The organism is Vreelandella olivaria (assembly GCF_023507745.1).
In the GTDB taxonomy this organism is placed as follows: domain Bacteria; phylum Pseudomonadota; class Gammaproteobacteria; order Pseudomonadales; family Halomonadaceae; genus Vreelandella; species Vreelandella olivaria_A.
Genome location: NZ_JALPZO010000039.1, coordinates 1 through 12,374 on the forward strand (window position 1 = coordinate 1; position 12,374 = coordinate 12,374).

The 12,374-nt window shown below is 52.4% G+C and carries 14 protein-coding genes; 3 read left to right on the plus strand and 11 right to left on the minus strand.

The features are described 5' to 3' along the window. Nucleotides 1–360 precede the first annotated feature (360 nt). The 3 genes from HP566_RS21810 to HP566_RS03185 all read right to left on the minus strand — a co-directional run bounded on the left by HP566_RS21810 (nt 361) and on the right by HP566_RS03185 (nt 3,005). A complete protein-coding gene (locus HP566_RS21810) occupies nt 361–633 on the minus strand; it encodes a DUF427 domain-containing protein (RefSeq protein WP_425348167.1) in 273 nt (90 codons plus the stop codon). Between the two features lie 201 nt (nt 634–834). Further along, nucleotides 835–2,448 (minus strand): ABC-F family ATP-binding cassette domain-containing protein, encoded by a 1,614-nt coding sequence (locus tag HP566_RS03180; protein ID WP_249975816.1) that lies wholly within the window; start codon nt 2,446–2,448, stop codon nt 835–837. A 212-nt stretch (nt 2,449–2,660) separates the two neighbouring features. Beyond that, entirely contained in the window at nt 2,661–3,005 is a 345-nt protein-coding gene (locus tag HP566_RS03185; RefSeq protein ID WP_249975817.1) for a VOC family protein, read from the minus strand. Between the two features lie 133 nt (nt 3,006–3,138). On the opposite strand from HP566_RS03185, the gene HP566_RS03190 reads away from it, so the two are divergent. Continuing rightward, nucleotides 3,139–3,969 (plus strand): helix-turn-helix transcriptional regulator, encoded by an 831-nt coding sequence (locus HP566_RS03190; protein WP_249975818.1) that lies wholly within the window; start codon nt 3,139–3,141, stop codon nt 3,967–3,969. A gap of 30 nt (nt 3,970–3,999) precedes the next feature. Then, nucleotides 4,000–4,611 carry a LysE family translocator gene (locus HP566_RS03195; protein WP_249975819.1) on the plus strand — a complete coding sequence of 204 codons (612 nt, stop codon included), beginning with the start codon at nt 4,000–4,002 and terminating at the stop codon, nt 4,609–4,611. Here HP566_RS03195 and HP566_RS03200 read toward each other — a convergent pair. The 6 genes from HP566_RS03200 to trpB form a co-directional block, all read right to left on the minus strand. Continuing rightward, nucleotides 4,595–4,915 (minus strand): hypothetical protein, encoded by a 321-nt coding sequence (locus tag HP566_RS03200; protein WP_249975820.1) that lies wholly within the window; start codon nt 4,913–4,915, stop codon nt 4,595–4,597. The genes HP566_RS03195 and HP566_RS03200 overlap by 17 nt on opposite strands. Before the next feature lie 302 nt (nt 4,916–5,217). Continuing rightward, on the minus strand, nt 5,218–5,991 hold the full coding sequence (locus HP566_RS03205) for a carbon-nitrogen hydrolase family protein (protein WP_249975821.1): 774 nt from the start codon (nt 5,989–5,991) through the stop codon (nt 5,218–5,220). A gap of 224 nt (nt 5,992–6,215) precedes the next feature. Beyond that, the gene (locus tag HP566_RS03210) at nt 6,216–7,232 is read right to left on the minus strand and encodes a Fic family protein (protein ID WP_249975822.1); all 1,017 of its coding nucleotides are present in this window, start codon (nt 7,230–7,232) and stop codon (nt 6,216–6,218) included. Continuing rightward, the gene (locus HP566_RS03215) at nt 7,216–7,701 is read right to left on the minus strand and encodes a hypothetical protein (protein ID WP_249975823.1); all 486 of its coding nucleotides are present in this window, start codon (nt 7,699–7,701) and stop codon (nt 7,216–7,218) included. The genes HP566_RS03210 and HP566_RS03215 overlap by 17 nt, the downstream gene beginning before the upstream one ends. 229 nt (nt 7,702–7,930) lie before the next feature. Next, the gene (gene trpA, locus HP566_RS03220) at nt 7,931–8,755 is read right to left on the minus strand and encodes a tryptophan synthase subunit alpha (protein ID WP_249975824.1); all 825 of its coding nucleotides are present in this window, start codon (nt 8,753–8,755) and stop codon (nt 7,931–7,933) included. Between the two features lie 20 nt (nt 8,756–8,775). Further along, nucleotides 8,776–9,975, minus strand: coding sequence for a tryptophan synthase subunit beta (trpB, locus tag HP566_RS03225; protein WP_249975825.1), 1,200 nt, complete (start codon nt 9,973–9,975; stop codon nt 8,776–8,778). 137 nt (nt 9,976–10,112) lie between these two features. On the opposite strand from trpB, the gene HP566_RS03230 reads away from it, so the two are divergent. Further along, on the plus strand, nt 10,113–11,012 hold the full coding sequence (locus HP566_RS03230) for a LysR family transcriptional regulator (protein ID WP_249975826.1): 900 nt from the start codon (nt 10,113–10,115) through the stop codon (nt 11,010–11,012). Between the two features lie 13 nt (nt 11,013–11,025). Here the strand turns inward: HP566_RS03230 and HP566_RS03235 are convergent, their stop codons facing one another. Next, nucleotides 11,026–11,625, minus strand: a complete 600-nt coding sequence (locus HP566_RS03235) for a class I SAM-dependent methyltransferase (RefSeq protein WP_249975827.1) — start codon at nt 11,623–11,625, stop codon at nt 11,026–11,028. Then, complete coding sequence (locus HP566_RS03240) at nt 11,622–12,263, minus strand: SDR family oxidoreductase (protein ID WP_249975828.1); 642 nt, start codon at nt 12,261–12,263, stop codon at nt 11,622–11,624. Before HP566_RS03240 ends, HP566_RS03235 begins: the two co-directional genes overlap by 4 nt. Nucleotides 12,264–12,374: the final 111 nt, after the last annotated feature.

Here is a 12,374-nt window from a genome sequence, read left to right on the forward strand (position 1 = left end):
TGTCAATTTCATTTCCTAGACTTTGTTCTCATATCAGCCAGCCTCAATATGCTGTTTGGGTATACAGCATTTTCTACTGCATGTACTAGGCTGATAGTGGGTCTCGCTCGCTATCGCGCAAATAACAGGGGATATACAGCCAGCTACATAACATGGATGAACGTGACGGCACATTCATTAAGGTTATGTAGCCACACCATCCCATTGATTTTATTAAAATCACATCAAACCCTGGCAGTATATCCAAAATTCGCGTGCCGGCGCGTTTTGCCATTTCAATAATACTATCTGCTACTCCATGCATAGATCATACTACCGGCACGTTCATATGCTCCCCTCCAACTGCCATCCTGCCTGCAATTACCTCAATCGGCTTTTCGTAGCTCGAGGCATATCCTGAATGTCACTCAGAGAGAAAGTCACCGCATAGCCTTTAAAGGGGCAATACGTGGTGGTCTCTGAAACGGTGAGCAGTTTTATCCTCACTTCATCGCGTGAGGAAGAGTAGCGTGGCAGGTAGTCGTGCTTGCGGAGTTCAAACCTGTTAGTGGAGTTAGCTAACAAAATGCTGTTGGCATGCGCCTGCAAGCGCTTACGGGCATGGTGAAGCTCAATGCATGGGGCATTTGGCATTAGGTTGTTCCCTGCGGCGTTTTTTCGCTCTAATAAATTTAGCCTAGCAGCTAATTCTGATTAATCCCACCCTTGGCTAATTAGTTTTTAGTTGATGGTTAACGTTTGGCTAAGTGAGTTAGTCATCACTTCCCACCTACTGCTTATTGCATCGTAGTTAATAAGGCACAACACTGGGCTGAATGCTATTAGGCATTAAGGCTAAACCGGCTCCAGATGCCAGCCTTTTTCGGTTGCTTGCAACTGCTCTGTTAATGCCAGGTTTTCCAAAAATGCATCATCGTGGGATATCACCAGTAAGGCGCCTTGGTAACTGCTCAGCATGGTTTCCAGTGCCTTTAGAGAAGGCAGGTCAAGATGGTTATTTGGCTCGTCTAGCAGCAACAATTGCGGGGGCGAATCGGCGTAGAGGATGCAGGCCAGTGCGCCTTTTAATCGCTCACCGCCACTTAGCAGCCCGCTGGGTGTGGTGCTCTTCTGCGCGTCTAAGCCTAGTTGGGCCAGCCGCATGCGTAACTCTCCTTCAGTCGCTGCTCGGTTGGCCAGTTGCAGTTGTTCGAGCAGCGTCTTTTCTGGATTTAGGCTCGCTAATCGCTGATCAAGATAGGCGCTTTCAGGCGTTACGTTGCAGCTTCCGGATAATGGTTTTACTTGGCCTGCTAGCACGCGAAGCAGCGTGGATTTACCGCAGCCGTTGGGGCCGACAATACCGATGCGCTGCCGCCCTCTTAGCGCTAGATTAATGTGGCGAGTGGCCCCCGTTACGAAAGGCAGCTCTACCCCCTCCAATTCTGCCAGCCAGCGCTTTGATGCCTGAGCGATTGGAATATTATGCAAGGTAATGTGTGACTCATCTTCGACTTGCTTTGCGGCCTCAAGTATACGTTGGTTAAGTTGCGCCTGACTGGCTGCTTGCTGTTGCCGCAGTGCACCTGCCGAGGTTTCGCTGCGTTCTTTCTGGCGATCCAGCAGAATCTTGGCTTGATTAGCCACCTTACCCTGCCGGTTACCGTGGGCCTGGCGTTTCTCCTGGCGTTCACGCTGCTTGCGCATCACCCGTTCTTGGCGTTGGCGCTCCAGCTTGTGTTTATTGAGTTGGTCAACAGCGTTTTGCTGTTCATGTGCCTTCGCTTGAGCGTAGAACGAGTAGTTGCCTCCGTAGCTATTCAGCCCTAAGGCAGACAACTCCACGATACGCTCCATGGATTCGAGTAACTGTCGGTCGTGACTAACCACAATCAGCCCGCGCGACCACTGCTGTAGCTGTTCGATAAGCGCTTGGCGATTCGGCCGGTCGAGGTGATTGCTTGGCTCATCGAGTATCAGAAAATCCGCTTCCGAGAGCATCGCCCCCATTAAGGCTACCCGCATGGCTTCACCACCACTCAACGTGCCCGCGGGTGTACTGGCCTCCAGGTGGCCTAAGCCAATACAGTCAAGTTCATGGCGAAATCGCTGATGCATATCCCAACGATCATTAACTGCCTCAAAATCTTCCAGGGCTACACTGCCCGCCTCAATTCGTGCCAGTGCATCCAGAACTGTTTGAACACCCGCAAGCTCTGCAACAGAAGCACCCTCTGGCGGTGCCACTTGTTGGGCAAGGTAATGTACTCTGCCAGGGCGCTGGCAATCGCCAGCCGTGGGTGGAAACAGGCCCGCGAGGATTTTAGCTAATACGGTTTTACCGACACCATTGCGCCCAACCAGCCCGGTGGGGCGGCTATCGAACTGCTTGTGAAGGTCTGTAAACAGCGTTCTGCCATCCGACAAAACGTAGCAGACACCTTTCAAGGTGAGATAGGTATTTGTCATGTTTGATTCCAAAGATGCCAAGCGCTCCCCCTGCTTCCAGGGGCTGGTGGAGACTGGCGTCATAAACAACGGCAGCATCAATGGTTCATTGGACAAATACCTCTGATGACAATGGGAAGACCTGCCATGATACAAGCTTTGCAACCCACCGTGTTGCTGAGTGATGCATGTTTCACCTTTTAATCATCTTACACCGCCTTGCTGCTCACACCTTAAATTTGCCAAAGCCCATGCTCGTTAGCACCGAGAATATAAATGGCGAACTTACCCTTGCCAGGAATTTCCGTGGGTGCCATAGCAATCTGCGCCCCCTGAGCCTCAATGTTGGAAATCGCCGAGTCTATATCGTCAACGAGCCAATAAGGCCGAGCCACTGGCTCTTCTATCTCCCTTAGGGGACCTCTTACTCCAACGGAAGAGCCATCAGGTAATTGGCAGATTCTCGCTCCACCAAGTAATGCGTCGGGTGCACCAAACTTGGTGCCATGAGTGCTCTCGTATACTTGGCAGACGGCATCTATATCTAGCGATACAATTTCCAGATAATGGACTTTCATGCTCCTTCCTCTTTGATTAATCCCCCCTAACGCTCATCCAGTTCACTGGCACAGGCGATTAGCAATTATGTACAAGCATTTGAAAGCATAGCTGACCTAAGCTAAGTAGCGTGACTAATCAGGAGGGGACGGCATGGGTAACGCAAGCCGGTTTCAGTTCATTAAAAGCCAGCATGTGCCAACGCTAACGGTGCTGCATGCGGCCATTGAGGATTTCAGCTACGACCGCCACGCTCATGAGGAGTATGCCTTCGGTGTAACCTTGGCGGGTCGTCAGGATTTCTTCAGCGGCGGGCAGTTCCATCGCAGCCCTCCAGGCAACGTTATTCTGTTCAATCCAGAAGAAGTTCACGACGGTGAACCAGGCGGCGAGCACGCTCTGGATTACCTGATGGTATATGTGCACCCTGAGCAGGTTAACGCCCTATTTGCGGATGTCCTTGGGCATGAAAACAGCAAAAGCTTTCGCTCGCGTAGCACGCTTATTCAGGATGTTCGGCTGCGCAATACCATTCTGGAACTGTCGCGCTTAGTCACCTCTCACGCCGGTAGCTGTATTGATCAGGAGAACGCGCTTTATCAGATAGTCGAGCGAACCGTACAACTCGGCGGCATTGCTCCGCCCAGCCAGGTGACCACACGGCCCGATGCACTGCTAAGCTTGGCAAAGGAGTATATCCACGCCCACCTGGATACGGATATCTCCCTTGATGACATCAGCCAGGCGGCGCACCTGTCTAAATACCATTTCTTGCGACTGTTTCGTCAGCACTACGGCCTTACGCCGCATCAATATGTGATTAATTGGCGGATTAATGCGTCCCGTTCCGCACTAGACAGTGGCACTTCCCTGACGGAGGTAGCCCTGCGCTATGGCTTTGCAGACCTAAGCCATTTCAATCGTCGTTTTAAGCGTATTTACGGCATGACACCCCACCAGTACCAGCGTGATATTGCGCGCTAACACCTAAATACGAAATATAGAGGTTTTACCATGCTAGCAATTGTCGCCTATGCCCTGGGCGCTATGTATTCGCCTGGGCCAGTGAATCTGCTTGGCTTGAACGTTGGTATCAGTGGCCAAGCCAGGCAATCGGTTGGATTTTGCCTTGGCGTGGGCACCGCGATGCTGGTGTACTTGTTAGTTTTGGGCTGGGCGGGCGCTGCATGGATCGACAATGACGCGCTGGTGGTAGTCAGCGCGCTGGGCTGCAGTTATATCGTTTATCTCGCGATCAAGCTTGCCCGCTCAAGCACTGATTTAAGCTCACCAGACGATGCTCCTCGGCTGCTCAGTTTTCGCGATGGGTTAGTCATGCAATTGCTGAATCCGAAAGCCCTGATGGCTACCTTACCGATTACCACCCTGCAGTTTCCTGCCGCTGACATTCACGGGCTTAGTTTAGTGGTGTGGGCCTTTGGGCTCGCCATGCTGGCCGGTGGTGCGCCTGGCAGCTACATCGTTATGGGTAGTCTGTTAGGTAACCGTATTAAAAGCACGGGAATCGTTAAATGGTTCAATTGGCTGATGGCGGGGCTGCTGGTCGCCGTTGCGTTTTCAATTGCTTATGAGCATGTGTGGGTGCCGCTTACTGCCCCAAGCTGATGCCCAGTCGCAGGGCTTGTAGGCCATCAAATTCGACAGTTACCTCATCAGAAAACAAGGGGTGGCCCTGGACTGCCAAATCCAGCGTTGCTTGAGAGCCGCGATAAGTGACGGTGACAGCTATATCCGCGGAGGTACTAATGGGCGCCAGCAAATCATACTCAACGTTATCAATGCTAACTGAAGAGAGTCCACGGCTATCCAACTGTTCTTGGATTTCCCGCTCAACGACAACGCCGTAATAGAAATAAGTGCCAGCGTAGCCAAGCGCTACGATTACAATTAGTGAAAAGAGCTTTCCCATTGGTTCTCTCGAGTTTTTAAAAGCTTTATTGGTCACTGCCTTCCATTAATAGGGGACGTAACCATCGGCAAGTACTATTTTATATCCAGCATATTTACGCCATTTTCTGCCAATACGACACATCTTGAATGCTTAATATATCGTCGTGCTCTAACTGCTCCGCGTTGCTGGGGGAAGTGCAGACCCCCGAGCTTTCTGTTTACCAGTTCATTAATTCGCTGATAAGACACATAGATTAGATCGCAGTCACCAACTCGCGCTGGGTAATATCCATGGGCTGCAAAAACTCTTCTAGCAACATTTCACCCGGGTGTATCGGTTCTCGATTTTTCGGTATACATATCATTATTCAACATCCCTTGGCTAACATGGCATAGCACTAGGCCAGGATCGCTGCCGTTCGCAGCAATGGTTAGCTCACCATTGACATTCCAGGCGCCGCTTTTGCCGCAGGTTTGCCAGCCGCCTGTATTGGAGATGTGGTTAGCAAGCAGCACAGGGATTTGATGGCGTTTGGCCATGGCGGCAAGTAGCTGCGCATCAGCCTGGTATCCTGCTTCAGATATCAGCGCACTGGCAATATATACGTCCGCTTGCTGGGCGGCAGCCGCTTCTGAATGAGCGGGATTGGCGAAATCTGCACAAATAGCCAAGGCTATTCGAATACCATTAACCGTAAATAGATAACTTTCGTTGCCTGCCGAACAGTAAACCTCTTCTCCTTCGTGCAGGTACTGCTTTGCGTAGAACTCTCGCTCTCCGCTGGGGAAACAGATTACAGCACCGAGCTGCGGTTTTCTGCCTTCACTAACGAGCGAGCAGCCTGCTATCACGACGATATTATGGGCAACGGCGGCTGTGGAAAGCGTGCTGAACACCTCTGAATCTTTTGGCATCGCTAGCTGTTCTAATAGCTCAAGCTCATAACCAGTCAACGAAAGCTCGGGAAACACCACTACATTGGCCCCTCGCACGGCAGCTTGCTGCATATAGGTAAGGTGCGTTTCAAGATTCTCGGCCACTGCACCTTTTATAACAGGTAGTTGAGCGAGTGCGATGGTCGTATCTGTTTTCATTTAAGTCTCATAGTAAGCAATTATGCGCTGAGTAAGTATTTAAGCGATCATCCTGACAGCGCGAGCGAGCTCACTCTTTCTTCACCAACAGCAGCCCCCCCTGTGCTGGCTAACAACCCTGCGCAGCTGCGGTTGAATAAGCGCCGCATGGCGGGGCGCGAAAAGGCTCATGGAGCGGGTAGCACTGCCATGGCTTTACCCGTTTACTTGAATAGTCACGTTGCTCACTGATTTCTATACTCTTCAAGCACGCCTTGAGCTTCTGCTTCAATGGCGTCCAGCACGTCTTCTGGTACTTGGTCGCGGAATTGTTTCCGGCGGTTGTTGGAGAGGCGTCCGTCATTACTTAAGCACACCATCACTAGGCGTGCTAAATCACTTCCACGTATATCGAACTTAGCATTCACCACCCTACAGATCTGGTCAAAACACGCAAGGTAGCGTGTCTCTGCTTTCAACTCATCTTCCAGCGCTACTTTTGCCATTTTCAGGGTAAAAGCCACGGCGTTAGTCGCATCCCAATAGCGATAGAGCGCATCGATGCCCATATACTCATAATTGTATTGGTCAGCATCTATCCAACTTACTCGCCAATGCTCACGGGCTGGCTTTGAAAACGCTTCTAGCGCTACTAGATAATCAGCCTCATAGCGCTTCATGGCAACCGATATAGGCAGAAGATTATCGTGAGGAAGGCCATTCATTCGACACAACGTATGGTGAATCAGAAAACGTGAAATGCGCCCATTACCATCCATAAAAGGGTGCAAAAAAACAAATCCAAAGGAAAGTACCGCAGATGCTACCAGAGCTGGGACACCCTCTGCTGAATCGCTTCCTGGGAGTTGATTGGCCCAAGCCATTAGCGCTCCCATTAACTCGTCGCAAAGAGCAGGGGGAGGCGGTAAATAGCTGACGCCTAACGCGCCCGGTAACCCATTATGCAAGTAATTCTGTTCGTGACGAAATGCCACTGCTTTGCCGAAAGGATTACTGATAGTGCTATTTTGCAGTTCGACTAGATATGCTTCCGTCAGCGGCTTACGTTCATGGGCTTGACGTAGTAGCTGCATAAAGCGTTGCTGCTTATCAGGCGACGGCGACTCTTGCTCAATGGCAAACGAGGATTGGGTTTCACTGAGATAGGCCCATTGAATAGCACGGTCAAGCATTCCAGGGGGTAAAGAGGCCATGAATGTAGAAGCTTGAGCCAGAATATCTTCTTCAAGTAGTACAGTCATCTCTGGCGTACGCCGCACGATTGCACAGCGTTCCTAGCCCGTTGAAGTCAATCCGCCAACGGCTGTCACGTACTGCTGGGCCGGTAATATAGCGTTCAGGGTCGAATAAAGGCACTACTCTGCCACTAACGACTATATCGAACGGCAAGCGCTTTACTAACGCTTCGTACAGATAACCTAATTTTCTTAAATAGATACCGTTCGGTGAGGCTTGCAGGGCCTTTTGTAGCACTTCTACTGGCAGATGTGGCAATGCGCCAGCCAGAATGGCGAGATCAATACCTTCATGTTTAAGTGCGAAAATTAGATGGTCAAGCAGCGATGTTTCTGGCGCACGCCCGGCAGGTACTGCGATTTCTTTCTCCATAAGCGTGATACGTGTGACTGGGCGTACCCTCGCAGGGTAAACGGGTGGACATACCCTCAACCCTAAATGCTCATACAGATACGCATAACCTACCGGTTTCATCACAAAACGCCTCAGAGCAAAATATTTTATTCACTTCAACAAGAAAAGGTTCAGCGATCAACCAGAATACGATTTTTTATTAACCTAGTGAAGAGTAAGTACCTGTACAGCCGCGCCTAATACTGTCTTCCAATGCGGCTAACAGCCTGACAAAAAAAGAGCAGGCCCGGCTGGCCTACTCTTTTAATGTCTCGTTCTTTTTACTGTGGTTGTATCAACAGACTTGCGGCTAGCTCCCCTTCCGGCACCCTCTTACGCTTTCAGCCAACTCACTGGCAAGGCTATGCACCCGCTCTACGACTTCATCAGGCGTGCTGGCGTGTTCGATGCAATCCACCAGTGCAGACCCCACCACCACCGCATCGCTGAAGCGGCCAATGGTGGCAGCCTGCCCGGCAGTGCGAATCCCAAAGCCCACGGCAATTGGCAGTTGGGTATGTTCACGCAATTGGCCCACCGCACTTTCCAGCCGTTCCGGTGTGGGGGCACTAACACCGGTTACCCCCGCCACCGATACATAGTAGATAAATCCGGAGGTGTTGCTAAGCACCTTGGGTAACCGTTTGGCGTCCGTGGTAGGCGTCGCCAGGCGGATAAAATCGATGCCGTGTTGAGCCGCAGGCTGGCAGAGTTCTTCGTCATGCTCCGGGGGGAGATCCACCACGATCAGGCCATCGACGCCAGCACTGGCGGCATCCGCCAGAAAACGCTCAACACCGTAGCGGTAAATGGGGTTATAGTAGCCCATCAGCACAATGGGCGTGGTGCTGTTCTGCTCGCGAAAGCTGCGCACCATCTCCAGGGTTTTGGCCTGGGTTTGACCATTTTCCAACGCGCGCAGGGCGGCTTTCTGGATGGCGGGGCCATCGGCCATAGGGTCGCTGAACGGCATGCCGAGTTCGATGATATCCACACCCGCCGCTGGCAGCCCTTGCAGCAGGCGCTTAGAGGTTTCGGCATTCGGATCACCCGCCGTCAGGTAGCTCACCAGGGCTGGGCGGTTGTTGGCCTTAAGCGCGGCAAAACATTGATCAAGACGGGATGTACGCTGCATGGTGATTTCCTCGGATGCACTCATTGGAACCTCTCGCCCAGGTGGTGGGCCACGCTCATCATGTCTTTGTCGCCACGGCCGCTCAGGTTAACCACCATTAGGTGGTCGCGTGGCAAGTCAGGTGCTCGTTTGGCGACTTCCGCCAACGCATGGGCGCTTTCGAGGGCGGGGATAATGCCTTCCTGACGGCAGCAAATTTGGAACGCTTCCAACGCTTCGTCATCAGTCGCGGAAACGTACTCGACCCGCCCCTGCTCGTGCAGCCATGCGTGTTCCGGCCCAATACCGGGGTAATCAAGCCCGGCAGAGATGGAGTGGGCATCGATAATCTGACCATCTTCGTTTTGTAGCAGGTAGGTACGGTTACCGTGCAACACCCCTGGAGCACCGCCATTCAGGCTGGCGGCATGCAGGCCGCTTTCCACCCCTTTGCCACCCGCTTCTACGCCAATCATCTTCACACTTGCGTCGTTTAGAAACGGGTGAAACAGGCCCATGGCATTTGAGCCGCCGCCAATACAGGCCACTAGCGAGTCGGGCAGGCGCCCCTCTTTCTCGTGTAGTTGGGCGCGGGTCTCGTGGCCGATTACCGCCTGGAAGTCGCGTACCATCGCGGGGTACGGGTGCGGCCCGGCGACAGTGCCAATAATGTAGAAGGTGTCATCCACATTGGTCACCCAGTCCCGCAGCGCTTCGTTCATGGCGTCCTTGAGCGTGCCCGTACCAGAAGTAACAGGAATCACCTCGGCCCCCAGCAGTTTCATGCGAAACACATTAGGCTGTTGACGCTCAATATCGGTTGTTCCCATATAAATCACACAGGGCAGGCCAAAACGTGCCGCCACCGTGGCGGTAGCAACACCGTGCATACCCGCACCGGTTTCGGCGATGATGCGCTTTTTGCCCATTCGCTTCGCCAGTAACACCTGGCCGATGCAGTTATTAATCTTGTGGGCGCCAGTATGGTTGAGCTCTTCGCGCTTGAGGTAGATCTTTGCACCACCAAAATGCTCCGTTAACCGTTCGGCAAAATAGAGCGGGCTTGGGCGCCCAACGTAATCCCCCTGGAAGTAGGCTAAATCACGTTGAAAGGCGTTATCTTCTTTGGCGGCATCGTATTCGCCTTGCAGCTCCAGAATCAGCGGCATTAGCGTCTCGGCAACAAAGCGGCCACCGAAGTGGCCAAACAGGCCATTGGCATCGGGCTGTAATTGGGTCATCACTACCTCTCGAAACATCGTCGTGAACTCTTGAGGTGAAAGTAACCCAGACAGGCAAGGATAAAAATCGATAAGATAGCCGTAATATGTGAGCTGAGATCAACTATTAAAGCAGGACTGCCAACACAGGACAAACAATGCAAAACAGCATGCCGCCACTCAGTGCACTGCGCGCCTTTGAAGCCGCTGCCCGGCTAGGCAGCGTGACCGCCGCCGCCGAAGAGTTAAGTGTTACTCATGGGGCTGTTAGCCGCCAATTAAAGAGCCTGGATGAGCATTTTGGCGTTGCGCTATTTACCAAAGCGGGCCGAGGTATTGCGCTGACCCCACATGGTGAACGACTCCAGAACGGTGTAGGTGAAGCGTTCGCTCGCCTGAAAGATAGTTGCGCAACGCTCAAGCGTGATGTGGAGGAATCGCCCTTCACTCTCGCCTGCCCTGGCAGCCTGTTAGCGCGTTGGCTGATTCCCCGGCTGGACCGCCTGCACCGCGAGCTGCCCCAATTGAAACTGCAAGTCGTGGTAAGTGAAAGCGAGCAGCCCGGCCAGCACATGGATGCCAGCGCCACCCTGGCTTTTTCAGAGCCACCCTGGCCTGCTGGAATAGAGGTGATTGAGCTAATCCCAGAGCAGATTTGCGCGGTAGCAAGCCCACCGCTTGCAGCCCAGTGTGATGCGGCCAAGCCGGAATCGCTGTTTGCCAATAAGCTGTTGTACACGGCATCGCGCCCACAGGCATGGCCCCAATGGGCCAATGCCCAAGGGCTTGGGTTGGCACCACTTGAAGAGGCTCTAAGCCAAGGCCAGGGGTTTGATCACCTTTACTACTTAATGGAGGCTGCGGTAGCTGGCTTAGGGGTGGCGATTGCACCCAGGCTGCTGGTGGAAGACGACTTGAAGAGCGGAAGGCTGATAGCTCCCTGGGGAAGTATAGAAACTCCGGCAAGCCTCTGCCTATGGTTACCGAAACAAGCCAATGTTCGTGCCAGTAGCCCCCTGATGGAATGGCTTAAGCGCGAATTGGTAGACGAGCACTGACAGCCCTTAAAGCTTAGCCCTTCTGCACTATCAAGTAGGTATGCAGCTCCGGGTACTGGTCGTACTCCAGATGTTTGCACACCGCGCCCAGCTTAATCAGCAGGGATAAAAAGCCGTTGGTGCCAAGCGTAGAGTAGTAAACCTCCGGCCCCATAAAGCTATCAGTGTGCTCGCCGGGTTCATCCGTGCCGCCAAAGGAGAAGAGCAATACTCCTCCCTCGTTCAGGCTGTTAATGAGGTTGGTTATTACGTTTTCCTGGTGTGCCAGCGGAATGTGCCAGATGCTATCCCAGGCGGTGATGAGGTCATACTTTTCAGACGGCTGCCATTGGCAAATATCCTGATGATGAAAGGTCACCTTCGGGTGCTTTAGCTGGGCCAGCCGCAGCATTTCAGCAGAAATATCCACGCCTTCAGGAGTAAAGCCTTCCTGTTGTAGCAGGTTAATAAAGCGGCCGGTGCAACCACAACCGATATCCAGCGCCCGGCCCCGATTCTTAACAAACGATAGCGCCCTTTTGTGCGCTTCTATGCCGTTGGCAAGATTAAATTTATCGCTTTGCCAAAGGTGAGTAATCTGGTCATAGGCACGGCCAATATCGACGGGTTTCATGGGCGGTCTTCTCCAATTATCTCGTCAATTGAGCGTTTACCGTCCAGTAGTGGGAACTCTCTGTTCAGCACACCGGATTGTTGCACCACGTGTAGCAACGCATGAGCTACATTGGCTCGGGAGATTTGGTTATCTCCCGCTTCATCCACGCTACTGGCAAACTGCTGGCTGGCTGCTTCATCGGTCAAACGGCCAGGTTTGAGGATGACGTAAGGGACACCACTATTGCGCAGATAGGCATCAGCGGCGAACTTGGCCGCCATATAGGGGCGCATTTTCTCAGGTGCTTCCAGCGGCTTTTCAGCCCGCAGGGCGCTGATCATAACGTAACGGGAAAGGCCTTTTTGTCTGGCGATATCTGCTGTGCGAATGGCACCGTAAAGATCAATCATAAGGGTTTTATCTGGCCCGGTGTGGGGGCCGGAACCAGCAGTAAAGACCACTTGATCGCACCCTTCAAAAGCGTGCTCAAACTCGCCTTCCAGATCAGCCACTACGGTTTCAATACCGCGCTTATTAAACCACTGAGTCTGCTCGTCATTGCGGATCATTGCTTTAATAGAAGTACCAGCTTGCTGTGCAAGTTCGCAAAACTGCCTGCCAATCTGCCCATTTGCTCCAACCACTAACGTTGTCATAACGTCTCCTTGTGAATGACTTACCCAGTATATTGGTTACTTACTATAGGTGCTGGCATAGAGGAATAATTCAACCTTTATCAGAGCACTCGACCCGCTCGTCTCCATATT